Source organism: Streptomyces sp. R41, assembly GCF_041053055.1.
Taxonomy (GTDB): Bacteria; Actinomycetota; Actinomycetes; order Streptomycetales; family Streptomycetaceae; genus Streptomyces.
Window position 1 is genome coordinate 6,664,933 of record NZ_CP163443.1, and the last position, 22,188, is coordinate 6,687,120.

A 22,188-nucleotide genomic window follows, 5' to 3' on the forward strand; every position below is an offset into this window, starting at 1 on the left:
ACGGACCGGCACGCCCACCAGTGGGCCAGGTCGGGTGCGGCCGCTCAACAATGATGAAGGTAAGGCTTGCCTTAGTTGTCGCGCGGAGGGGTCTGGGATCAGCGGGCCGGGATGCCTACTGTGGAAGGGACGGAAGTACAGGCGCGTACGGGGAGGTTTTCGCCATGCCCGTCGAGTTGAACCACACGATCGTCGCCGCCCACGACAAGAAGGCCTCGGCCCAGTTCCTCGCGGACATCCTGGGCCTCCAAGTGAGCCCGCAGTACGGCCCGTTCAGCCCGGTCCCGATCCCCAACGGCGTGACCCTCGACTACATGGACACGACCGGGACGATCACCCCGCAGCACTACGCCTTCCTCGTCTCGGAGGAAGACTTCGACAAGATCTTCGCCCGCATCCGGGCAGCCGGCCTCACCTACTGGGCGGACCCGGCCCACCGCCGCGTCAACGAGATCAACACCAACGACGGCGGCCGAGGCACCTACTTCGACGACCCGAACGGCCACAACCTGGAGATACTGACGCGACCGTACGGAAGTGGAGGCGACTGATCGATCAGGCCACGGTCCTCCTGATCCTGATGAGATCCAGGTCGGGATGGCCATCGGGATCGCCGGCGTCGTCGGCGAGCAGGTCCTCGTGCCTGATGGAGAAGTCCCCGTTGGGCAGAGTGCCACCGAAGTACTGCCCGACCACCCTGTCGGGAAGGAACTGCCGCAGGTCGTGGCGCATGTCCTCGTCATGGTCGACGGGGAAGCCCCACTCCTCCGGTGCCTCGTCGGTGCCGAACAGCACCCAGTGGTCCACCGGGACCTCGGAGTCGAGGTCGGGCACATCTCCCGTGTGGCAGTCCAGGGCCGGAAGCGTGAGCACGTCCGGGTCGATGGGCCTGTACCACATCAACAGCGGTTTGGACTGCGCGGCCTGCGCGTTGTCGAAGCAGCACACGGCGAGGGCACGCCCCGGATACCGCTCCTCGTAGAACCGCAGCAGCGCCTCACTCAGCCGGGGCCGCTTGTGCTCGGGCACCTCCGCGAGGGCCGTCGGCAGTGCGGTCGGAGTATGAGCGAGCAGCACCGTATAGATGTCGTGCTCGAAGACCTGAACCTCCGGCGTGGCATCCCACTCCATCCAGTCCATACCGGCGACTGACGCCACCGCGACGGGCCGCACGGCCTCCACCATCCGGTCAAGAACGTCCGAACTGCTTCCGATGGACAGGAAGTTGCGCGGCCCCATCCGATACGTCGGCAGGTGCAGCACCATGGCATTGGGGCCGTCGGCCAGATTGACCGCGGTGTTCTGGTAGCCCAGCACGTGAATCAAGCCGTGCACGGGATGCCGCAGGCGCCCGCCGTACAAGGTGGTACCGGAGAACTCGGCCTGATCCATTGAGACGCACATGCCGGCAAACTACCGCGCCGGTCGGGTGCGACCAGGCCGTCGACGGGTGAACCCCTGTGGTGACCGGGTCGAAGGCCCGCAGGCCGTCCAGGGTCGGCTCTTCCCTCAGCCCGACCGCACGGACCGGACCCATGAGCCACGCCGAGTGGTCTCCCCGCGCTCAGAACTGCCGACAGCCGCCTCGGAATCGGCCCGGCACTCGGTGATGAGGCTCGTCGTCGGCACGGGCAGCGCCTTCCCCTCGTCATATGAGGCTGCGTCATATCGCGCTGCGTGCGTACCTCCTGGAGCCGCTGGGTCGATGTCGGCGCCCACGCTTCGATCCCACGGCGACAGCCAGAAGCCCTCCGGGCATCTGTTTTTCCTCGGTTTCTCCCAGCCGCCGTACATGGCCGGAGTCGCCTTCGTCGGAATGCCGAGCTACGCCGGCTGTCCAGGGGCGGGCACTGATCCATTCAGAACAGGAACTCCGCTTCGGCATCGCTTCCGTGCCCCGTCGTCCGGCTGACTACCGGGCGCGCAGGGCGCCGCATCGCCGGGTCGGCGTCGATTGTTGCCCACGGCATCCGAACCGGGCGACCGCTGATGTCGGTCGGCGACGCGATCCCCGTCGTAGTGAGCTCCAGCCCGCGGACGATCGCCTGGTCTCGGCGGCGGTTTCGCGGGCCCTGTCCTGGCGGGCGAACCATGCGCGGTTTCCCGTCGGCGATCCGAATGGCGATCGCCTCCCGCCAGGGGCGCATCCGATTGCGGTCGAGGCGACGCCAACTTAGGTTCGAGGCGTCGGATTTTCCCGATAAGGCCGACTTGTGCATTTATGTCGGCTCTCCAGTGATCCATCGAACGGAGCATTCATGTCGGTGATGACCGGTACCCAACCCCTGCAGCAGTTCGGCCAGCAGACCGGTGCCCCGCAGCAGCAGATCGCGCAGCTCGTCCAGCAGACGATCCAGCAGGCGTGTCAGCAGGCGAGCCAGCAGATCGCGCAGCGCATGCAGCAGACGCTGCAGCAGATCCAGCAGGTCCAGCAGCAGCTCCAGCAGCAGGGCATCGCCCACCAGGCGCACCCGTACCTGGCTGTGGCGCTGCAGCACACGCTGCAACAAGGCGTCCGAAGCGCTGTGGAGCAGTCCGTGCAGCAGGCGCTGCCGACCGCGATCGTGGCGCTGCTCCAGCAGGGTCAGCAGGGTCAGCAGGGTCAGCAGGGTCAGCAGGGTCACCAGGGTCAGCAGGGTCACCAGGGTCAGCAGGGTCAGCAGGGTCAGCTGGGCCAGCAGGGCATCCAGGGTCAGCAGGGTCAGCAGGGCCAGCAGTGGGGCGGCGGGTTCGGCCAGCAGTCGTACGGCCAGCAGTTCCCCCAGTACCAGCAGCCTGGCTTCGGCTTCGGCCAGATGAGTCAGCCCTTCGGTATCGGCTGACCTGAGGGCAGAGCGCGATGCGGTGTGCTCCGGGCGCGTTCCCGGGCACACCGCATCACCTTGGAAGCGCGAGCTGCCCCTTGCCGGATCAGGAGCACAAGGACGACGTAGGCGTGGTGAAGGTGGGCGTAATGGTCAAGGAAAGGCCTGGCAACAACGAGACCGGGTCCGCGAGTGCGGGGGCGGGTGGGCCGGTCCCCGCGGGCAAAGAAACGGGGCCACGCAAGAAGGGCGTGCACGCACCGCTCACGGTGCAGCCGCGCCGGCAGCGGTACATGGTGACACCGCTGCCGCAGAATCTGCTCCCACCGGGAGTGCCCGAACTCAGCATGGACGCCATGTGTGACCGGCTGGACCGGATGCCCGAGGTCAAAGTGACCCGCAGGCTCCGGCCCTCGGAGAAGCTCCAGTCGGCGGGGCTGCCCCCCTCCTGCCCGGAAATCGCGGTCGTCGAGGCGGCCGAGGCCCAGGTACCGGCGATGCGGTCGCTGCACGTGCACATCGAGCCGGACCTGCCGCTGTCCGGAACCGGACCCGCCGCCACACCGACCGCGGGGATCCTGCCGCTCCGCGATCCGGGGCTGGTCATGTCGCTGGAACAACCTGTGGAAATCTCGGTGCGCGTCTGCGGCCCGGACGGCGAACCGCTGGCCGGCGCGGGGGTGTTTCTGATCGGGTCGACATGGCCGGGCCAGGGCATCACCGGGGCCGACGGGATGGTCACCATCACGCTGGCGACGGAAACCGAAGAGTCCGTTCAGTCCCTTTACGTTCGGCCCAAGGGCGGTTACACGGACCGCTGGATCCATCACCCCGGCCTGTCGGCGGACCGGGAAAACGTCGTCACCCTCACCCCGTTGACCAAGGTGTACCCGGAGCTGGAGGAGCGGCAGGGGTACGGGTGGGGCCAGCAGGCCATGCGGCTGGACCGGCTGCCCCCCACGTTCCGTGCCTTCGGCGTCAGGATCGCGGTCATCGGTTCGGGTGTCAGTGCCGAGCACCCCGATCTGAAGGAACGGGTGCGCTCCGGGGCCGATCTCGTTCGGGGCACCGAGGAGGGCTGGGCGCACGACATGATGGGCAGCGGTACACACGCTGCGGGGATCATCGCCGGGGCTGACACCGGCACGGGCGTCATCGGAATCGCGGTCGACGCCGAGATCGAGGCCTGTCAGGTGATGCCCGACGGGCATTTCAGCGACCTCATCGCCGCCCTGGACCACTGCATCGAACGCGAGGTCGACATCGCCCACATCGCGGTGGCGACCACGTACCCGTCGGCGCTGGTCTCACGCAAACTCGCCGACGCCAACGCGTCGGGCATCGCCTGCGTCGCCCCGGCGGGCGACACCGGCGGGCCGGTCGCGTTCCCGGGCTCGCTGCCCACCGTGTTCACCGTGGGCGCACTGGGAGTCTTCGGGTCGTACCCGCAGGAGACCTCCCAAGCCACCCATTCGGGGCCTCAGTTGACACCGGAAGGGCTGTTCGCCGCGCCGTTCAGCTGCTACGGGCCCGGTATCGACGCGGCCGCCCCGGGTGTGGCGGTCCTGTCGTGCGCGCGGGAGGGCGGATACACGGCCCTCGACGGTACCGGCACGGCCTCGGCCCACGTCGTCGGCCTTGCCGCACTCGTTCTCGCCCACCACGAGGACTTCCACGGCCAGCTGCTGCCCCGCGGACCTGGCCGGGTGCAGCACTTGTTCGAGATCATCGCCGCCAGCTGCCGTCAGCTGGCCGCCCCGGGCACGGTGGAGGCGGCCCACGTCGGACGCGGCTTGCCCGACGCTCTCGTCGCCCTCGGCCTTGCCCCCGGAGTGCAGCTGGCTCCGGCCTTTTCGCCCTTCGACCTGTCCATGGCCGGTTAGGCCGGTCTTCTTCGTCAGCCCCACAGAACGGCACCCGCCCCGACGAGGGACGGGTGCCGTTCGGCTTGCAGCCCGTCATCCCCGTAGGTGGGCAGGGAGTCCGTCTCCAAGCGGGTACGGACGTTCCTGGGGCAACAGTCGTGCGGCGGAGTCCAGGTCACCGCCGCTGACGAGGGCATGGATCTCGTGGGCGAGCGGGGTCACGTCGCGGATGGAGATCGTCCACTCGTCCGCGTAGCGTCGTACGGCCTCATCGGAGAGGCCGAGCTGCAGAGACCGGTACGGCAGGGGCTGCAGGTGAAGGTCTCGCTCGGGGTCCCACTGCACGCGAGCGGGCGCACGCCTCAATTGGCGCTGCCAGGCGGCTCGGTCGGGATGTATCCCGCGGACGTAGCTCGACAGGCACGCGTGCCGCAAGGCCCACTCGAAGCCCTCGCGGCTGATCTCGACCGCCAGGACGGTCTCCTGACCTGCCTTCGTGCCCCAGCCGCAGCGGTACATCATCCACAGGAACGACGGCTTGATCCACGTCATTCGGTCCCGCTTCCACCCGGCAGGGAAACGACCTTGGCGAACCGCAGGCATGCCGATCTCCGGTGCGTATGCCTGGTAGATGGTGATCGTGGACTCCGTGTGGAGCGCGCGGATCCTGCGTTGCGGTTCTTCCATGGCGTACAGGGTGAGGCTGAACGACTCCCATGGGCCATCGATTTTCGACTGCGCCGGGGGCCGCGACCTCAGGTCCCGCCGGGCGCGATGCCAGTCAGTTGTGTTGTGGCAGTACGGCCCGTGCTGGGAGCAGGGCAGCTTGAACCGCCGCGACAGCACCTGGTGGAACAGACACGCCGTCGTTGCGGGTCATGCGTGCGGCAGAGGCTGCTCCGTCCAAACGGTCTTGCCGTCGTGGGTGTAGCGGGTGCCCCACCGCTCCGTGATCTGCGCGACCAGGAAAAGCCCGCGTCCGCCCTCGTCCGTGGTGAGGGCCCGTCGGAGGTGAGGGGAAGTGTGGCTGGTGTCCGACACCTCACAGATCAGGCAGTGCGTACGGATGAGGCGCAGGGTGACGGGGCCGGCCGCGTACCGGTAGGTGTTGGTGACGAGCTCGCTGGCGACCAGCTCGGTGGTGAAGGCCAGTTCCGTCAGCCCCCATTCGGTCAGTTTCGCCGTGGTCAGCTCCCTGGCACGGGCAGCGGCGGTCGCTTCCAGGGGCAGCTGCCATGTGGCGACATCCTGTGGCGGTAGCACCCGGGTACGGGCGATGAGCAGCGCGATGTCGTCGGTGGGGAGGTGCTCCTTCGGCAGCAGCGCTTCGACCACGGCGTGGCAGGTGTCGTCCAGAGGATCGGCGGAGTGGGTGAGACATTCGTGCATGTGCTCCAGCGCGGCGTCGATGTCGCCGTTGCGCGCCTCCAGAAGACCGTTGGTGTAGAGCGTGAGCAGGCTGCCCTCGGGGAGGTCGAGGTCGTACGTTTCGAAGGGCAGCCCGCCCAGACCCAGTGGTGGACCCGCGGGCAGGTCGAGTACGGTCACCTCGCCGTCCGGGGTGGACGCCAGCGGTGCCGGGTGACCGGCGCGTGCCAGGGAGCAGTGCCGGGAGACCGGATCGTAGACCGCGTACACGCAGGTGGCCCCGAGCATCTGCTCCACTGTGGACCCGCTGTCGTCAGCGTTCGCCTCCAGTTCGGTGGCCAGCAGACTGACCAGATCGTCCAGCCGCGCCACCACCTCGTCCGGTTCCAGGTCGAGGCTGGCCAGGGTGCGCACGGCGGCGCGCAGGCGGCCCATGGAGGCCGCGGCGTGGATCCCGTGGCCGACCACGTCTCCCACGACGAGCGCGACCCGGGCCCCTGACAACGGGATCACGTCGAACCAGTCACCGCCGATGCCCGGTTCACCGCTCGCCGGGAGGTATCGGCAGGCCACCTCGACAGCCGGCAGGTCGGACACCGCGCTCGGCAGGAGACTGCGCTGCAGAGTCAGAGCGGCGCTCTGCTGCTGGGTAAAGCGGCGCGCGTTGTCGATGCAGACGGCCGCGCGCGAGGAGAACTCATGGGCCACCGCGGCATCGTCGTTCTCGAAAGGCTCCGAATGGCGCACTCGCCACAGGCTCACGACGCCCAGCACCAGGCCGCGAGCCACCAAGGGCACCACGATCAGCGAATGAACGCCGAGACCCAAGGCGATCTCGATCCGCCGCCGGTCCATGGCGTACCACTCGGGGCGGAGGGACAGCAGCCGGTCGAGAATCGGGCGACGCTCGGCCAAGCACCGCGCCTGCGGAGATTCCGGAAGGAGCGGGACCACCTCGCCCTCCTGGTACGGGACCCGGCGTTCTGGGGGCGAGAGGGCTACTCGGAGCAGCGGACCTGTCACACCGGGGGGTGGTTCGTCACCAAGTGTCACCGACTGCAGAAGGTCCACCGAGCAGTAGTCGGCCAGGCCGTCGGCGGCCACCTCGGCCAGTTCCCGGGCCGTCTGTGTCACGTCCAGTGAGGTTCCGATCCGGGCGCTTGCCTCGTTCAGCAGGGCGAGCCTGCGTTGGGCCCGGTGGCGGTCGGTCACGTCCTCGATCGTCTCGGCCACGCCGAGCACCCGGCCCGAGGGGTCTTCCATCCGGAACGCCGACACGGACACGATCCGTTCCCGGCCCGGATCGTGGCGTGCCCGGGCCGACTGCTCCGTGAAGATCAACGGCTCGCCGGTCTCCAGGACGTGCCGTACCCGCTCCTCGGTCGGACCCGCGTCCTCGTCGACCATGAATTCGCGGGGGCGACGGCCCACCGGCGCCTCGGCCGGGACACCGCTTGCCTTCTCGACCGCACGGTTGACCCGAATCACTCTCCGGTCCGGGCCGTAAGTGACCAGACCGATCGGGGACCGGCGGTACAGGCCGTCCAGCAGCGCACGGTCCCGCTGCCAGGCACTGACCTCCGAGGCGGGGGCTCCGACGAGGACCCACTCCTGACTGTCCCCGCCCCGCGTGATCGCGCGGGCCCGGAACCCCATCTCCACCCGCCGTCCGTCGCGGTGCCGGACGGGCAGGACCCCGAACCAGCCGCCCGTCCTCATGGCGTCCACAACGACGGACCGCGCGACAGGCAGGTCACGGGCGTCGACCAGGAGGTCCTGCCACGCCCGTCCGATCACTTCCTTGGCCGGATAGCCCAGCAACTCCTGTGCACGGGCGCTCCAGCCGACGACGGTGCCTTGATCGTCGAGCACAGCCGAGGCGCCGCGCCCGAGGGCGAACGGATCCTCAGGACTCTCGCTGAAATGCATCGACGGCGTCCCCATAGCCACCACCTTGCCTACATGACTCCGATGTTCCTCCCCGCGGTCTCCGTTCGCGACCTCCCGTTCCTCTCGGCCCGGCGGTCCGGCAGGAGTGGTACGGCGGCGCGCAGCGCATGCACCGAATGGGGTGGCCACGTTCGCTGCCTCAGCAAGACGACCCGGCCGTGGCACCGCGTCAATGACGATCGGTGCCACGGCCGGTCGGGCTGACTCGGACTGGTTCGGCTACTTCTCCGATACCTCCGGCACCGACGCGATGCCCTCGGGACTTTCCTCGGATTCCCAGCCCGGACACCAGGGGAGGTGGTGCCGACCCAGTACCCGACCGGGCCGAAGACGGCGCACGAGCACAGCGAGGCTCGGCGCAATACCGCGTCACCGGTGCTGCGGACGCCATTCGAAGAGCAGGATGGTCACGTCGTCCCGCAGTTGGTTGCGCTGGTAATCGAGGATGGCGTGGATGAGCAGCCGCAACACCTCGGCCGGGCGCTGTCCGGCCGAGGAGGAGCGGATGATGAAGTCGGTGAACCGGTCGAGGCCGAACTCCGCACCGTCCGCGTCGCGAGCCTCCACGACACCGTCGGTGTAGAGCAGGACGCAATCGCCCGGTTCCAGGGTCGCTTCGTGGACTTGCCTGGCTGCCGGGGCGAGTGGACCAGCCAGGCCGATCGGCGGCTGTGGGGGGCTGTCCAGCGCCCCGGCGAGCACCCGCTCGGCACGGATCAGCAGCGGTGGGGGGTGACCGCAATTGACCCAGCGCAGCACCCCGGTCTCGGCGTCGAGCCGACACAGCACGCCGGTGCAGAAGTGGTCGGGCAGCCACTTGGCAAGCGCCTGGTCGACGGAGCCGACGACGGCGGCCAGGTCGCCACCGCCCCGCCGGGCGTTGCGCGCCGCCGCCATGGCGACCGACGTGGTCAGGCCTGCGTTCAGATCGTGACCCATGGCGTCGAGGATCATGGTGTGCAGGATGTTCTTGACCACCGAGTGGTCGAAGGCGTCGCCGGCGATGTCGTACGCCGGTTCCAGGACCGCGGTCGATACGCATCTGCTGCTGCCGATGGTGCGGGGTGGCAGGAAGGCCCGCAGCATCTCGGCGGGCAACTGCATGGTCGCCGTGCGGGTGCGGGCGGCGAGCCAGTCGCTGTAAGCGCGCTTGGAGGTGATCAGCATGGCGAACAGATGGGCCAGCATCCGGCTGCGGCGCATCCGCACCCCGTCGAGCGAGGCGGTCCGCACCGCCAGCACGCCCAGCCGCTCCGCACCATCGACCAGAGGCATCCAGAGGATCAAGCCGTCCTCGGCCTCGGCCACCCGCGGGGCGACGGTGCGGTACGCCCAGCCGGCCGACGAGCCATCCACCGGCAGCGGCTCCAAAGCCTCGTCGAGTGGGATGAGCTGCTGTTGTTGCAGGTCGACGAGGTAGATCAGCGCGGTGTCCAGGCCGAGGGACGAAGCGCACCGGTTCGCCAGGGCGGGCAGTTCGACCGGCAGGCAGGTCTGCGCCTCGTTGATCAGCTCTTCCAGCCGATTCTCGTCGACGGCCGTGTCGACGGCGGTGTCGGGACCATAGGACGTGTGCGGTGGGTCCGACACGGGGATCACCCCTTCCCTGCCCAGTTTCACACCGATCCCGTCCTCTCTCACGTCAGCCCGCGGCGAGGGCGAGAGCGACGCCAGGGCAGTCAGCTGGGCTCGGCCGGGCACACCCCATGCACCAGCCACGCGATCAGCCGGTCCGGTATCAACGTCACCGCCAGAGGCTGCCGACCGGTTCGTGCTCGTGGCCGCCGTTGATCCGGAGATCAACCCCGACGCGGACCTCTCCGCCTTTCACGGACGCGTATATCCGGCTTCTCGATCAAGGGCTGACCGAACTGGGGCAGCTCGAAGTCTCCGACGGCCGACCTCGCGAGACCGCCTTGGTACTCGGCCCCTACCGTCGAAGGTCCAGCGGCGACTGGGACTTCATCCTCGGCGGCAAGGGCTGCGGCCGCAGGGCCGGTTGGACGGGCACGGAATCGCCTGGAACCCTCGCGCGTTGAGGGGAGTGGGCAGGGGATGCCGGTGGTGTGCGAGCCGAGTAGCCCGAGTGACCGAGCTGACAGATATTGGAGGGGCCACAATGGCTGCGCAGACGCAGAGGGCCGTGCTGGCGGGCGGATGTTTCTGGGGGATGGAGGATCTGATCCGCCGACTCCCGGGCGTGACGGCGACCCGGGTCGGGTACACCGGCGGTGACGTGCCGAACGCGACGTACCGTAACCACGGCACGCACGCGGAGGCCATTGAGATCCTTTTCGATCCCGCGAGGACCGATTTCCGCGCGATCCTGGAGTTCTTCTTCCAGATCCACGATCCGAGCACCAAGAACCGCCAGGGCAACGACATCGGCCTCAGCTACCGCTCGGCGATCTACTACGTGGATGACGAGCAGAAGCGGATCGCCGAGGACACGATCGCGGATGTGGACGCCTCCGGACTGTGGCCGGGCAAAGTCGTCACCGAGGTAGAGCCGGTCGGCCCCTTCTGGGAGGCAGAGCCCGAGCATCAGGACTACCTGCAGCGTTACCCGGACGGCTACACCTGCCACTTCCCGCGCCCGGGATGGCGGCTACCCGCCCGCGCGGAGGGCTGACCGCGAGGCGGCCCGGCGGAAGGCGGAGGCTGACTGGCCGAAGCTCCGCAGCCGGGCCGTGCCCTTGCGGTCCCCAAGGCACTGCTGGTGCCAGTTCCCTCCCGGATATAGAGACTTGGCCGACGGCGTTGCATTACCAGCCAGGTGGCAGGACGGTCGGTTTGCGCAGCCACCACCAGCGGGCTTCGCGGCCTTCCGCGAGGGGCCGCCAGTACAGGGAAAGCTCGGCGCCGCCGTCAGAGGTGGTGACTGCCGTGAATCGCTCGTCGAGAAGGTCGAGCGTCCGGCGGATCTTGACGGCCACATGCTGGGGCAGTGCTTCGACGTACCCCTCCAGCGAGTCGCGCACGGTGAGGTCGTTCAGGTACTCGTAGACCATGTAGTAGTCGGTCGACGGCCAGTCCTGTTCCATTCGTCGGATCAGCACCTGCCAGAGACGGAGGCAGGACAGCACTCCGTAAGTGGGTTCCCGCAACTGGCCGGCGGTCTGCTCGCTGACACCGGCCCGTTCGACCTGAAGTCTTTGCAGGTCGAGCAGACTGACCGCGGCCCGGTCCTCCGGCGTGAGACGACGGACCAGGGCGTCGACCTCTGACAACCTCGCGCTTGTCATCCCTCGGCGGGGGCGACCCCGATGGGGCAGCTCACGCCCGTCCCCCCGATCCCGCAGTACCCCGCGGGATTCTTGTCCAGGTACTGCTGGTGGTACCCCTCGGCCGGATAGAAGGTGCGCCCCTCCGCGGGGAGCAGTTCCGTGGTGATCGTGCCGTGGCCCGAGCCCGTGAGGACCTTCTGGTAGGCCTCGCGGGAGGCGGCCGCGGCAGTGGCCTGGGCCGGGGTGTGGGTGTGGATGGCGGAGCGGTACTGGGTGCCCACGTCGTTGCCCTGGCGGAAGCCCTGGGTCGGGTTGTGGGACTCCCAGAAGACCTGGAGGAGACGCTCGTACGTGATCTTCGTGGGGTCGTAGACCACTCGGACGGCCTCCGTGTGGCCGGTCAGGCCCGAGCAGACCTCTTCGTACGTGGGGTGCTCGGTGAAGCCGCCCTGGTAGCCGACCAAGGTCGTATACACGCCCGCCGGGAGCTCCCAGAACTTGCGCTCGGCGCCCCAGAAGCAGCCCAGGCCGAAGTCGGCGATCTCCAGGCCCTCGGGGTAGGGGTCAAGGAGCGGGGTGCCGAGGACCGTGTGACGGTCGGGGACCGTGAAGATCGGCTCCGGGCGACCGCGCAGGGCCTGCTCAGGGGTCGGGAGCTGCGGTGTACGGCTGTGCGGGAACATGCGCTCTCCACGGGGTTACGGGTTCCGAGGGGGAACTCCTCAACGTGCGAAACGCCTCCGGCATTCCGGCGCCTCAGTGCGGCAGCGTCGCCGGGCTCCCTCCGTTGGCCTCGTACCCCGCCACCGCCAGCGCCCGGTATATCGCGTAGTCCGCGGCCGGGTCGGGGGTCAGTGTCCAGGGGAGCGCGCCGACGTGACCGTCCACGTGCACCAGCTGGTCCATGGCCTCGGCCCAGCGCTCGCTGCGGACCAGGAAGAGGACCAGCAGATGGCGGACGTGGGCCAGCATCGGGTCGTCGGGACGGGCCGCCTGCACCGCGAAGAGCGCGCCGTGGACCGCCTTGGTCACGACCTCGCTCTGGTAGAAGCTGCGGACCAGATTCACCTCGGGGAGGTGCTCGAAGACCGCGAAGAGGGGCATGGCGGCGAGCAGCGACCCCTGCGGGGCACGCGCGGCCGCGGCCTCCGCGAACGAGTACGCCACCTCGCGCGAGCCGTGCCACTTCTCGCACCAGTAGTGCAGGGCGGCCAGGTGCGCTCCCATGTGGGACGGCGCGCGGTCCAGGATCTTCAGCCAGAGCTTCTCGAACTCCGGCTGGGGGTAAGCCAGTCCGCGGGCCACCGACAGCTCGATGATGTACGGGATCGGGTCACCGGGGGAGAGGAGGGCCGCGTCGCCGCAGGCCGCCTTCGCCTCTTCCATGATGATCCGGAACTCGTCCGTCCCCGGTGTCGACGTACGCCACGCCTGCTGCACCAGGAACTCCGCGTGCACCGCCGCGCCGCCCGCGTCCTTGGGCTGCTCGGCCCGCCACACCCGCAGCCACTGCCCGCCGGGCATCTCGCTGACCCCGCCGGGGCGCTGCTGCAGCTCCAGCGACGCGGCACCCGCGAAGGCCTGCACCCGCTGCCAGCGCCGCTCGCCGTCCACCTCAGTGCCCGCGAGCAGCTGCGAGGCGGAGCGGTAGTCCTGTGTGCGCTGCACCAGGTCCAGCACGTCCAGCAGGTCCTGGTCCGGGCCGGGCATGCGGATGTCCAGCTCCTCCTGGCGCAGGAACCCGTAGTTCGCCGGGTCCGCCGCGTCCGGGTCGCCGGGCGAGACCAGCTGAATTCCGGCGCGCCTGCGCCTGAACACCGGCAGCAGGACCAGGCTGAACATGGCCAGCGCCATCAGCACCCAGAGAATTTCCATGCCTCAAGCGAACCAGACGGGTCCGACAATTGGCCAACCCGGTCGGGCCGGACCCTTCGCGGCGGCCCCAACCCGGTCGCCCGGCCCCGCTCCGGCGGGCGTAGGCCGTCATCAGCCCCGCGGGCGCACTACGCTCGGGACCCATGAGCGACAGGCACATCAGTCAGCACTTCGAGACCCTCGCGATCCACGCGGGCAACACCGCCGATCCCCTCACCGGCGCGGTCGTCCCGCCGATCTACCAGGTCTCGACCTACAAGCAGGACGGCGTCGGCGGGCTGCGCGGCGGTTATGAGTACAGCCGCAGCGCCAACCCCACCAGGACGGCCCTGGAAGAGAACCTCGCCGCCCTCGAGGGCGGTCGCCGCGGCCTCGCGTTCGCGTCCGGACTGGCGGCCGAGGACTGCCTGTTGCGTACGCTGCTCAGCCCCGGCGACCACGTGGTCATCCCCAACGACGCGTACGGCGGTACGTTCCGCCTCTTCGCGAAGGTCGTCTCCCGGTGGGGCGTGGAGTGGTCCGTGGCCGACACCAGCGACCCCGACTCCGTACGAGCCGCCCTCACCCCGAAGACCAAGGCCGTCTGGGTCGAGACGCCCTCCAACCCCCTCCTCGGCATCACCGACATCGCCGCGGTCGCGCAGATCGCGCGCGAGGCGGGCGCCAAGCTCGTCGTCGACAACACCTTCGCGACCCCCTACCTCCAGCAGCCGCTCGCGCTCGGCGCGGACGTCGTCGTGCACTCCCTGACCAAATACATGGGCGGCCACTCGGACGTCGTGGGCGGCGCCCTGATCGTCTCTGACCAGGAGCTCGGCGAGGAGCTGGCGTACCACCAGAACGCGATGGGCGCGGTCGCCGGGCCCTTCGACTCCTGGCTGGTGCTGCGCGGCACCAAGACGCTCTCGGTGCGCATGGACCGGCACAGCGAGAACGCCGGCAAGGTCGCCGAGATGCTCACCCGCCACGCGCGCGTGACGCGTGTGCTGTACCCGGGCCTCCCGGAGCACCCCGGTCACGAGATCGCCGCCAAGCAGATGAGGGCATTCGGCGGCATGGTCTCCTTCCAGGTCGAGGGCGGCGAGGAGGCGGCCGTCGAGGTCTGCAACCGCGCCAAGGTGTTCACCCTCGGCGAGTCCCTGGGCGGCGTCGAGTCCCTGATCGAGCACCCGGGACGCATGACGCACGCGTCGGCGGCCGGTTCGGCGCTCGAGGTCCCCGGCGATCTCGTACGCCTCTCCGTGGGCATCGAGAACGTCGACGACCTGCTCCAGGACCTGCAGCAGGCCCTCGGCTAGGCAGCGGCCGCAGTCACCAGCCCGTCAGCGGTGGAGTCGTCTCCGACGGCGGCTCCACCCACGGGCGGGCCATGCTCGCCCAGACGATGAAGGCGACGGCCGCGGCGAACAGCAGCAGCCACATCAGGCGCCGGGCCACCGTCCTGCGGCGCAGCATGCGCCCGCCACGGCGTACGACGTCCGCGTACAGGTCGGGCGGCACCGGGGGCGGCGCCTGCTCCAGCATCCGCCGTACGGCCGCCTCACGCTCGGGCAGATTCACGACGGCGCCACCTCCACCCTGGTCGGTGCCGGGCCCCGTGGCGGGTGCAGCAGCGTCGCCATCGCGCGGGCGCAGATCGTGTGTACACGTTCCGTGGGGAGCCCGAGCAGGGCCGCCGTCTGTTCCTCGGCGACCCCCTCGTACAGCCGCAGGACCAGAATCAGCCGCTCCTGGGGCGTGAGCCGGCCCAGGACGTTGTCGGCGGAGGGGCGCGGCCGCCCGAAGCTCCCGTACTGGTGCCAGGCCGAGCGCGCGAAGCGCACGGCCAGTTGTTGGCGGGCGCGGTCGTACGGGTCCTCGCCGCGCAGCCGGTCCCAGGAGGCGTACGTGTGGGCGAGGGCCAGCGTCAGCAGGCGCCGGGCGCGCGGGTTGGCATCCCGGGGCTCCGCCGTGAGCAGCGTGGCGGCATGCAGCAGCCGCCCTGCCGCGCCCGCGACGAACGCCTCGAACTCCCGGGCCCGGCGGGCGCCTTGGGACGCATGCCGTTCTCGCACCACGCCTCCGCCTGAGGGCGACCTTGAGGGAAACGGGGCCCCGGCCGCGTACGACAGGCCGCACCGCGTACGACAAGGACCCGGTCTCATATGAGGCCAGGCGCCGCCTTCCGGTCAAGAGTCCGGAGCACACGCACGCGCGCGTGGAGAGCGGGGAGATCCGGAAACGGCCTACGCGCGCGTGCCGACCGGGGGCGTGGTGAAGTGGCCCGGGTCGTTCAGGAAGTCGGCTGCGACTCGGCGCCGGGCAGGCCCTGTGTCGCCTGGCGGGCGGAAAGCGCGCTGTTGAAGCGCGTGAGGAGCGTGCAGAACGCCTCGCGCTCCTCCGGCGCCCAGTCGTGTGTCAGCTCGGCCATCAACTGGCGCCTGGAGGAGCGCACTTCGTCGAGGCGGGACTGCCCGCGCGGCGACAGCTGGAGCACCACCGCACGCCCGTCCTCGGGGTGCGAGGTGCGCTTGACGAGCCCGGTGTCGACCAGCGGCGCCACCTGCCGGGTGACCGTCGAGGAGTCGATGCCCATGCTCGCGGCGAGCGCCTTGACGCCCATGGGGCCTTCCTTGTCGAGGCGGTTGAGCAGCAGGTACGCGGCGCGGTCCATGGAGTTGCGCACCTGCCCCACCCCGCCGAGCCGGGTCTGTTCGGCACGGCGCGCGAAGACCGCGACCTCGTGCTGCAGCGTGTCCAGAAGACCGGTGTCACCGACGGTCGTCATGTCCATCGACATTTCAGGTGTTGTGGGCATGGCCGGGGGCTCAATTCATGCGTGGGGAGCTGGGTTGGGGGACAGGGTACGCGGCCGGGGCGCGGGCCGTACCGACGCTGCGCAAACCAGTCTCGGAGCGTGGTCACGGCGGGAGTGCGCCCGCGTGAACTGCGAGACTGGTGGTCATGAGCTACAGCACGGCTGACTCCTTGCACAGCGTGACTCTCGACGACGTACGTGGCGCGCAGAAGATGCTCACGGGTGTGGCGCGGGTGACCGCGATGGAGGGCAGCAGGTACTTGTCCCAGCTGGTGGGCGCGCCGGTCCACTTCAAGTGCGAGAACCTCCAGCGCACGGGTTCGTTCAAGCTGCGCGGCGCGTACGTGCGGATCGCGGGGCTGCTTCCCGAGGAGCGCGCGGCGGGTGTCGTCGCGGCCAGCGCGGGCAACCACGCGCAGGGCGTCGCCCTTGCCTCCTCGCTGCTCGGCGTGCGTTCCACGGTCTTCATGCCGACCGGCGCCCCGCTGCCGAAGGTCGCGGCCACGCACGACTACGGCGCCGAGGTGAGGCTGCACGGACAGGTGGTGGACGAGACGCTGGCCGCCGCGCAGGAGTACGCGGCCGAGACGGGCGCCGTGTTCATCCACCCCTTCGACCACCCCGACATCATCGCGGGCCAGGGCACGGTCGGCCTGGAGATCCTTGAGCAGTGCCCCGAGGTGCGCACGATCGTCGTCGGGATCGGCGGCGGCGGCCTCGCCGCGGGCGTCGCGCTCGCGGTGAAGTCGATCCGTCCGGACGTACGGATCGTCGGTGTGCAGGCGGAGGGCGCCGCGGCGTACCCGCCCTCGCTGGCGGCCGGGCACCCGGTGTCGATCGAGAACCCGGCGACGATGGCCGACGGCATCAAGGTCGGACGGCCGGGCGACGTACCTTTCCGCCTCGTCGACGAACTGGTCGACGAGGTTCGCACGGTCTCCGAGAACAATCTCTCCAGCGCGCTGCTGCTCTGCCTGGAGCGCGCCAAGCTGGTCGTCGAGCCGGCCGGCGCGAGCCCCGTCGCCGCGCTGCTGCGCGAGCCCGGAGCCTTCGAGGGCCCGGTCGTGGCCCTGCTGTCGGGCGGCAACGTGGACCCGCTGCTGATGCAGCGCATCCTTCGCCACGGCATGGCGGCAGGCGGCCGTTACCTGGCGGTCACGCTGCGGTTGACCGACCGTCCCGGAGCCCTGGCCACACTTCTCGGGGTGTTGTCAGTGGCGGACGCTAACGTCCTCGATGTGAGCCACGTACGGACCGATCCACGGCTCGGGCTCACAGAGGTGGAGGTCGAGCTGCACCTGGAGACGAAGGGCCCCGAGCACTGCGCCGAGGTGAACCGGGCGTTGCGCGAGGCGGGTTACACAGTCATCGACTGAGGTCACGAGCCTCCTCGTCTCCCGTCAGAAAAATCTGTTGAGGAACGCGATACATCGCGTTATGGTGTGTCCCGCGCCACAGAACTGCCGGGCGGACGAAGCGTCCGCCCGTTGGGTGGCGTTGAAGCAATAAAAGTAAGACTTTTCGTGAACATCCCCAACGACGTGGAGAACTCACATGCCAGGCGCCATCTATGCCGAAGGCCTGGTGAAGACCTTCGGTGACGTAAGGGCTCTGGACGGCGTCGATCTCGATGTCCCGGAGGGCACCGTGCTGGGCCTGCTCGGGCCGAACGGCGCGGGAAAGACGACCGCGGTCCGCTGCCTGACGACCCTGCTGCGCCCCGACAGCGGCAAGGCGGTCGTCGCGGGCGTCGACGTACTCAAGCACCCCGACGCGGTACGGCGCAGGGTCGGCCTCTCCGGACAGTTCGCCGCGGTCGACGAGTACCTGACCGGCCGCGAGAACCTCCAGATGGTCGGCCAGCTCTACCAGATGAAGGCGAAGGCGGCGAAGACGCGGGCGGACGAGCTGCTGGAGCAGTTCAACCTCGCGGACGCGGCCGACCGCACCGCGAAGACGTACTCCGGCGGCATGCGCCGCAGGCTCGACCTGGCGGCCGCCCTGGTCGTCTCGCCCCCGGTGATGTTCATGGACGAGCCGACGACCGGCCTCGACCCGCGCAACCGCCAGCAACTGTGGGATGTCATCAAGCAGCTGGTCTCGGGGGGTACGACGCTGCTGCTGACCACCCAGTACCTGGAAGAGGCCGACCACCTCGCGCACGACATCTGCGTGGTCGACCACGGCCGGGTCATCGCCCGCGGCACCGCCGACCAGCTCAAGGCGCAGACCGGCGGCGAGCGCGTCGAGGTCGTCGTGCACGAGCGCGAGCACATAGAGACCGCCTCGGAGGTGCTCCGCGGCTTCGGCAAGGGCGAGACCACGATCGAGGAGCACACCCGCAAGCTCACCGTGCCCGTCACCGGCGGTGCGAAGCTGCTCGCGGAGGTCATCCGCGAGCTCGACACCCGCGGCATCGAGATCGACGACATCGGCCTGCGCCGCCCCACCCTGGACGACGTCTTCCTCTCCCTCACCGGTCACGTGGCCGAAGAGCGGGACGAGGTCAACGGAGTGGCGGACGGCGGCAAGGGCCCCAAGCGCAAGAAGGAGGCCGGCAAGTGAGTGCCGTGACCGATGCCGTGCAGGTCGCGGCCCCCTCGAACCCGATCGGCCAGTCCATCCGTGACTCGCTGGTCGTCGCCAAGCGCAACCTGATCAGGATGTCCCGGATCCCGGAGATGGTGATCTTCGGGCTGATCCAGCCGATCATGTTCGTGGTGCTGTTCAGCTATGTCTTCGGCGGCTCCATGATGATCGGTGGCAGCACCAGCCCCACCGACTACCGCAACTTCCTGATGGCCGGCATCTTCGCGCAGACCGTCACCTTCGCCACCGCGGGCGCCGGCGCGGGCATCGCCGACGACATGCACAAGGGCCTGATCGACCGCTTCCGCTCGCTGCCCATGGCCCGCGGTGCGGTATTGACCGGGCGCACGCTCGCCGACCTCGTGCAGACCGCGCTGACCCTGCTGGTCCTCGCGGTCGTCGCTCTGCTGGTCGGCTGGCGGGTCGGCTCGGACAGCGACACCAACGCGGGCAAGGTGCTGGGTGCCTTCGCGCTGCTGCTCCTCGCCGGGTACGCGTTCACCTGGATCGGCGCGCTGATCGGCCTCTCGGTCCGCACGCCGGAGGCGGCCACGTCGGGCGGACTGATCTGGCTCTTCCCGGTCACGTTCATCTCGAACGCGTTCGTGGACTCCAGCAACATGACCCCGTGGTTGCGGCACATCGCGGACTGGAACCCGTTCAGCGCCACTGTGCAGGCCTGCCGCGTGCTGTTCGGCAATCCGGGTCAGTCGACATCGGACGCCTGGCCGATGCAGCACTCGGTCTGGGCCTCGGTGATCTACTCGGTCCTGATCATCCTGATATTCAGGACGCTGGCGGTGCGCAAGTACCGATCCGCCACGGCCTGACCCGGGCATGACGATGCCCCCGGCCGCGCGGCCGGGGGCATCGCCGTAGTCGCTGGTCCTGGGCTCAGCCCTGGTACGGCTCGGCCTTGAGGATCTTCACCGAGGCGAACTTGCCGTTCGGCAGTTCGTACTGGGCGTCCTCGCCGACCTTCTTGCCGTTCACACCGGAGCCCAGCGGGGACTGCGGCGAGTACGTCTCGATGTCGGAGCTGGCGTACTCGCGCGAGGCCAGCAGGAAGTCCAGGGTGTCGTCCTCGTCGCCGTCGAAGGCGATGGTGACGACCATGCCCGGCGCGACCACGCCGTCCGCCGCGGGAGCTTCGCCTACCTTGGCGTTCTCCAGGAGCTGGGTCAGCTGGCGCACACGGAGCTCCTGCTTGCCCTGCTCCTCCTTGGCCGCGTGGTACCCGCCGTTCTCGCGCAGGTCCCCCTCCTCGCGCGCGGCCGCGATCTTGGCGGCGATCTCCGTGCGCGCAGGACCAGACAGGTACTCCAGCTCGGCCTTCAGCTGGTTGTACGCCTCCTGGGTCAGCCAGGTGACGTTCTCGCTGGTCTGGGTCACAGGTGCTCCTCGTAGGTACTGGGAATACAAAGCATCGCCCTACCCAGAAGAATGTTCCTTCACGGGTGGGCGAAACCACGAGCCTAACAATTCAGTGGCTCAAGGGGGAGGACATAAGACATCAGAATTACGTCAATGCAGGTCAGCGGGTAGGTGCTGAGGGTGATGCCGACCCGTGTCGGTGCCCGTATCAGCGCCTGTGTCCGTGCCCATGTCGGTCCGCTCAGTCCGCGTGACAGCCGAGCAGCTCCGCCGTGGAGCCGCGGGCCGTCGTACGCAGGGTAACCACCTTGTCGATGCGTGAGGAGTCCTGGTCGAAACGGAAATCCGCGCGACCCACCTCGGCGCCGTCGGCGTTCTGCGAGCGCAGGGTGCAGTAGCCGTGGGCGTCCGCGTCCTTGCGCACCTCCAGATGCACCTCGACCGCGCTGTCCGAGACCGCCTTGAAGGTGATCACCTCGGCGCTGATCTTGTTGCCGACGACGTAGTGGTACCCGAACCAGCCGACCAGGACGAGCAGGGCGACGCCCAGTGCGGAACCGATGACCTTGAGTTTCCGGTCGGCGCGCTCGTCCGCGGAGCGGCCGTACCGGCCCTCGGGCAGCTGAGTGCTCGCCGTACTCATGATCGTCCTCTCGGCAGGGCCGGGACCAATGTCCTGGAAGGGGCCCGGAGACCGGGCCCTGGAATTATTGGCCCCCCGATTCCGTCACTATAGAAGCCGCCCATCGCGCTGTTTCACGCCGGGCGCCGACAGCCGACCTACGAGGCGACAGCCGACTGACCGAGGATTGAGTCTTGACTGACCAGTTGCGACTGATGGCCGTGCACGCCCACCCCGACGACGAGTCGAGCAAGGGCGCGGCCACCATGGCGAAGTACGTGTCCGAGGGGGTGGACGTGCTGGTCGTGACCTGCACGGGCGGGGAGCGCGGCTCCATCCTCAATCCGAAGCTTCAGGGCGACAAGTACATCGAGGAGCACATCCACGAGGTACGCAAGAAGGAGATGGACGAGGCCCGCGAGATCCTCGGGGTCAAGCAGGAGTGGCTCGGCTTCGTCGACTCGGGCCTGCCCGAGGGCGACCCGCTGCCTCCGCTTCCCGAGGGCTGTTTCGCCCTGGAGGACGTGGACAAGGCGGCCGGCGAGCTGGTCAAGCAGATCCGCTCCTTCCGCCCGCAGGTGATCACCACGTACGACGAGAACGGTGGTTACCCGCACCCCGACCACATCATGACCCACAAGATCTCGATGGTGGCGTTCGAGGGCGCGGCGGACACCGAGAAGTACCCGGAGTCCGAGTTCGGCGGGGCGTTCCAGCCGCAGAAGCTCTACTACAACCAGGGCTTCAACCGCCCGCGGACCGAAGCTCTTCACAACGCCCTTCTCGACCGCGGCCTGGAGTCGCCGTACGGGGAGTGGCTCAAGCGCTGGTCGGAGTTCGAGCGCACCGAGCGCACGCTGACTACGCACGTTCCGTGCGCCGACTTCTTCGAGATCCGGGACAAGGCGCTGATCGCGCACGCCACCCAGATCGACCCCGACGGCGGCTGGTTCAAGGTCCCCATGGAGATCCAGAAGGAGGTCTGGCCGACCGAGGAGTACGAGCTCGCCAAGTCCTTCGTCGATACCTCCCTCCCCGAGGACGACCTCTTTGCGGGCATCCGCGACAATGCCTGACATGAGCGCAAGCCTGGCACTGACACAGCTCGTCCCCCTCGCCAAGGAGGTCGACCAGAACAAGGTCACCCCCGGCGTCCTCGGCTTCATCGTCTTCGCGGTGATGGCCCTGGCGGTGTGGGGGCTGATGAAGTCCATGAACCGGCACATGGGCAAGGTCACCTTCGAGGAGGACTCGGAGAAGGACGCGGGGGCCTCCGGCAAGGCCGCCGACGCCGCGGCCACCGGGAGTGGGAAGGCCTCGCCCGCGAAGGGCTGAGCCCACCCCCGAGTGCGTGGCTCTCGGCGGGAGTGGTCCACCAGTCCGACAGGGACAGGGACGGCAGCAGGTGCGCGGACTCCGGCGGCGGACGCCTGGAGTGCGCGCCCGCCGGGCCGTTCCCGCGGACACGCACCTCGCTCGCTTCGACGCCGACGCCGACGCAGCGGTGGTCGAGGCCGCCGTGCGGATACGGCACCGCGACACACCGGAGCCTGACGGCCGGACGCATCGCAGCCTGACGCCAGCTGCACCGCACCCTGATGGCCGGACGCATCGCATCCTGATGGCCGGATGCACCGCAGCCTGACGGCCGGACATATCGCAGCCTGACGGCCGGATGCACCCGCACCCTGACGGTCGACCCTGCCGCGATCTCGAC

General features: G+C 69.1%; 22 protein-coding genes and 1 pseudogene. 10 read left to right on the forward strand and 13 right to left on the reverse strand.

Annotated elements, in window-relative coordinates:
- The first annotated feature begins 164 nt into the window (after window positions 1–164).
- The gene (locus AB5J53_RS30555) at window positions 165–551 is read left to right on the forward strand and encodes a VOC family protein (RefSeq protein ID WP_369248831.1); all 387 of its coding nucleotides are present in this window, start codon (window positions 165–167) and stop codon (window positions 549–551) included.
- Window positions 552–555: 4 nt separating this feature from the next.
- Here the strand turns inward: AB5J53_RS30555 and AB5J53_RS30560 are convergent, their stop codons facing one another.
- On the reverse strand, window positions 556–1,404 hold the full coding sequence (locus AB5J53_RS30560; protein ID WP_369248832.1) for a hypothetical protein: 849 nt from the start codon (window positions 1,402–1,404) through the stop codon (window positions 556–558).
- Between the two features lie 815 nt (window positions 1,405–2,219).
- The gene (locus AB5J53_RS30565) at window positions 2,220–2,873 is read right to left on the reverse strand and encodes a hypothetical protein (protein ID WP_369248833.1); all 654 of its coding nucleotides are present in this window, start codon (window positions 2,871–2,873) and stop codon (window positions 2,220–2,222) included.
- A 182-nt stretch (window positions 2,874–3,055) separates the two neighbouring features.
- Between AB5J53_RS30565 and AB5J53_RS30570 the strand changes: the two genes are divergently transcribed.
- On the forward strand, window positions 3,056–4,687 hold the full coding sequence (locus tag AB5J53_RS30570; protein WP_369248834.1) for a S8 family serine peptidase: 1,632 nt from the start codon (window positions 3,056–3,058) through the stop codon (window positions 4,685–4,687).
- 75 nt (window positions 4,688–4,762) lie between these two features.
- Here AB5J53_RS30570 and AB5J53_RS30575 read toward each other — a convergent pair whose 3' ends face one another.
- The 3 genes from AB5J53_RS30575 to AB5J53_RS30585 form a co-directional block, all read right to left on the reverse strand.
- Window positions 4,763–5,356 (reverse strand): DUF4291 domain-containing protein, encoded by a 594-nt coding sequence (locus AB5J53_RS30575; RefSeq protein WP_369248835.1) that lies wholly within the window; start codon window positions 5,354–5,356, stop codon window positions 4,763–4,765.
- Window positions 5,357–5,545: 189 nt separating this feature from the next.
- Window positions 5,546–7,981, reverse strand: coding sequence for a SpoIIE family protein phosphatase (locus AB5J53_RS30580; protein ID WP_369248836.1), 2,436 nt, complete (start codon window positions 7,979–7,981; stop codon window positions 5,546–5,548).
- A 375-nt stretch (window positions 7,982–8,356) separates the two neighbouring features.
- On the reverse strand, window positions 8,357–9,577 hold the full coding sequence (locus tag AB5J53_RS30585) for a PP2C family protein-serine/threonine phosphatase (protein WP_369248837.1): 1,221 nt from the start codon (window positions 9,575–9,577) through the stop codon (window positions 8,357–8,359).
- Window positions 9,578–9,737: 160 nt separating this feature from the next.
- Here AB5J53_RS30585 and AB5J53_RS30590 point away from each other — a divergent pair.
- Together AB5J53_RS30590 and msrA (AB5J53_RS30595) are read left to right on the forward strand one after the other, a co-directional pair.
- Window positions 9,738–10,026 (forward strand): annotated as a pseudogene (locus AB5J53_RS30590) (hypothetical protein); the annotation flags it as partial.
- Window positions 10,027–10,106: 80 nt separating this feature from the next.
- Entirely contained in the window at window positions 10,107–10,619 is a 513-nt protein-coding gene (gene msrA, locus AB5J53_RS30595) for a peptide-methionine (S)-S-oxide reductase MsrA (RefSeq protein WP_369248838.1), read from the forward strand.
- A gap of 133 nt (window positions 10,620–10,752) precedes the next feature.
- On the opposite strand, the gene AB5J53_RS30600 is transcribed toward msrA (AB5J53_RS30595), so the two are convergent.
- The 3 genes from AB5J53_RS30600 to AB5J53_RS30610 all read right to left on the reverse strand — a co-directional run bounded on the left by AB5J53_RS30600 (window position 10,753) and on the right by AB5J53_RS30610 (window position 13,089).
- Entirely contained in the window at window positions 10,753–11,217 is a 465-nt protein-coding gene (locus tag AB5J53_RS30600; RefSeq protein ID WP_369248839.1) for a hypothetical protein, read from the reverse strand.
- An 11-nt stretch (window positions 11,218–11,228) separates the two neighbouring features.
- Window positions 11,229–11,897, reverse strand: a complete 669-nt coding sequence (gene msrA / locus AB5J53_RS30605; RefSeq protein ID WP_369248840.1) for a peptide-methionine (S)-S-oxide reductase MsrA — start codon at window positions 11,895–11,897, stop codon at window positions 11,229–11,231.
- A 73-nt stretch (window positions 11,898–11,970) separates the two neighbouring features.
- Entirely contained in the window at window positions 11,971–13,089 is a 1,119-nt protein-coding gene (locus AB5J53_RS30610) for a hypothetical protein (protein ID WP_369248841.1), read from the reverse strand.
- A 143-nt stretch (window positions 13,090–13,232) separates the two neighbouring features.
- Between AB5J53_RS30610 and AB5J53_RS30615 the strand changes: the two genes are divergently transcribed.
- A complete protein-coding gene (locus AB5J53_RS30615; protein WP_369248842.1) occupies window positions 13,233–14,387 on the forward strand; it encodes a cystathionine gamma-synthase in 1,155 nt (384 codons plus the stop codon).
- Between the two features lie 13 nt (window positions 14,388–14,400).
- Here the strand turns inward: AB5J53_RS30615 and AB5J53_RS30620 are convergent, their stop codons facing one another.
- The 3 genes from AB5J53_RS30620 to AB5J53_RS30630 form a co-directional block, all read right to left on the reverse strand.
- Window positions 14,401–14,649, reverse strand: coding sequence for a hypothetical protein (locus AB5J53_RS30620; protein ID WP_369248843.1), 249 nt, complete (start codon window positions 14,647–14,649; stop codon window positions 14,401–14,403).
- Entirely contained in the window at window positions 14,646–15,143 is a 498-nt protein-coding gene (locus AB5J53_RS30625) for a sigma factor-like helix-turn-helix DNA-binding protein (protein ID WP_369248844.1), read from the reverse strand. The genes AB5J53_RS30620 and AB5J53_RS30625 overlap by 4 nt, the downstream gene beginning before the upstream one ends.
- 218 nt (window positions 15,144–15,361) lie before the next feature.
- Window positions 15,362–15,868 (reverse strand): MarR family winged helix-turn-helix transcriptional regulator, encoded by a 507-nt coding sequence (locus AB5J53_RS30630; protein WP_369252571.1) that lies wholly within the window; start codon window positions 15,866–15,868, stop codon window positions 15,362–15,364.
- Between the two features lie 164 nt (window positions 15,869–16,032).
- Between AB5J53_RS30630 and ilvA the strand changes: the two genes are divergently transcribed.
- The 3 genes from ilvA to AB5J53_RS30645 all read left to right on the forward strand — a co-directional run bounded on the left by ilvA (window position 16,033) and on the right by AB5J53_RS30645 (window position 19,305).
- Complete coding sequence (gene ilvA / locus AB5J53_RS30635) at window positions 16,033–17,262, forward strand: threonine ammonia-lyase (RefSeq protein WP_369248845.1); 1,230 nt, start codon at window positions 16,033–16,035, stop codon at window positions 17,260–17,262.
- A gap of 178 nt (window positions 17,263–17,440) precedes the next feature.
- On the forward strand, window positions 17,441–18,451 hold the full coding sequence (locus AB5J53_RS30640; protein ID WP_369248846.1) for an ATP-binding cassette domain-containing protein: 1,011 nt from the start codon (window positions 17,441–17,443) through the stop codon (window positions 18,449–18,451).
- Complete coding sequence (locus AB5J53_RS30645; protein WP_369248847.1) at window positions 18,448–19,305, forward strand: ABC transporter permease; 858 nt, start codon at window positions 18,448–18,450, stop codon at window positions 19,303–19,305. Before AB5J53_RS30640 ends, AB5J53_RS30645 begins: the two co-directional genes overlap by 4 nt.
- A gap of 64 nt (window positions 19,306–19,369) precedes the next feature.
- Here the strand turns inward: AB5J53_RS30645 and greA are convergent, their stop codons facing one another.
- The gene (greA, locus tag AB5J53_RS30650; protein ID WP_369248848.1) at window positions 19,370–19,867 is read right to left on the reverse strand and encodes a transcription elongation factor GreA; all 498 of its coding nucleotides are present in this window, start codon (window positions 19,865–19,867) and stop codon (window positions 19,370–19,372) included.
- A gap of 223 nt (window positions 19,868–20,090) precedes the next feature.
- Entirely contained in the window at window positions 20,091–20,492 is a 402-nt protein-coding gene (locus AB5J53_RS30655) for a DUF4307 domain-containing protein (protein ID WP_369248849.1), read from the reverse strand.
- Between the two features lie 194 nt (window positions 20,493–20,686).
- Here AB5J53_RS30655 and mca point away from each other — a divergent pair, with 194 nt between their 5' ends.
- On the forward strand, window positions 20,687–21,547 hold the full coding sequence (gene mca, locus AB5J53_RS30660; RefSeq protein ID WP_369252573.1) for a mycothiol conjugate amidase Mca: 861 nt from the start codon (window positions 20,687–20,689) through the stop codon (window positions 21,545–21,547).
- A gap of 1 nt (window position 21,548) precedes the next feature.
- Window positions 21,549–21,806, forward strand: coding sequence for a hypothetical protein (locus tag AB5J53_RS30665; RefSeq protein WP_369248850.1), 258 nt, complete (start codon window positions 21,549–21,551; stop codon window positions 21,804–21,806).
- Window positions 21,807–22,188 lie beyond the last annotated feature (382 nt).

Coding starts and splice junctions, on each gene's coding strand:
- AB5J53_RS30555 (WP_369248831.1), top strand. CDS start 165: ATGCCCGTCGAGTTGAACCACACGATCGTCGCCGCCCACGACAAGAAG.
- AB5J53_RS30560 (WP_369248832.1), bottom strand. CDS start 1,404: ATGTGCGTCTCAATGGATCAGGCCGAGTTCTCCGGTACCACCTTGTAC.
- AB5J53_RS30575 (WP_369248835.1), bottom strand. CDS start 5,356: ATGGAAGAACCGCAACGCAGGATCCGCGCGCTCCACACGGAGTCCACG.
- AB5J53_RS30580 (WP_369248836.1), bottom strand. CDS start 7,981: ATGGGGACGCCGTCGATGCATTTCAGCGAGAGTCCTGAGGATCCGTTC.
- msrA (WP_369248838.1), top strand. CDS start 10,107: ATGGCTGCGCAGACGCAGAGGGCCGTGCTGGCGGGCGGATGTTTCTGG.
- msrA (WP_369248840.1), bottom strand. CDS start 11,897: ATGTTCCCGCACAGCCGTACACCGCAGCTCCCGACCCCTGAGCAGGCC.
- AB5J53_RS30610 (WP_369248841.1), bottom strand. CDS start 13,089: ATGGAAATTCTCTGGGTGCTGATGGCGCTGGCCATGTTCAGCCTGGTC.
- AB5J53_RS30615 (WP_369248842.1), top strand. CDS start 13,233: ATGAGCGACAGGCACATCAGTCAGCACTTCGAGACCCTCGCGATCCAC.
- AB5J53_RS30630 (WP_369252571.1), bottom strand. CDS start 15,868: ATGTCGATGGACATGACGACCGTCGGTGACACCGGTCTTCTGGACACG.
- ilvA (WP_369248845.1), top strand. CDS start 16,033: ATGAGCTACAGCACGGCTGACTCCTTGCACAGCGTGACTCTCGACGAC.
- AB5J53_RS30640 (WP_369248846.1), top strand. CDS start 17,441: ATGCCAGGCGCCATCTATGCCGAAGGCCTGGTGAAGACCTTCGGTGAC.
- AB5J53_RS30655 (WP_369248849.1), bottom strand. CDS start 20,492: ATGAGTACGGCGAGCACTCAGCTGCCCGAGGGCCGGTACGGCCGCTCC.
- mca (WP_369252573.1), top strand. CDS start 20,687: ATGGCCGTGCACGCCCACCCCGACGACGAGTCGAGCAAGGGCGCGGCC.
- AB5J53_RS30665 (WP_369248850.1), top strand. CDS start 21,549: ATGAGCGCAAGCCTGGCACTGACACAGCTCGTCCCCCTCGCCAAGGAG.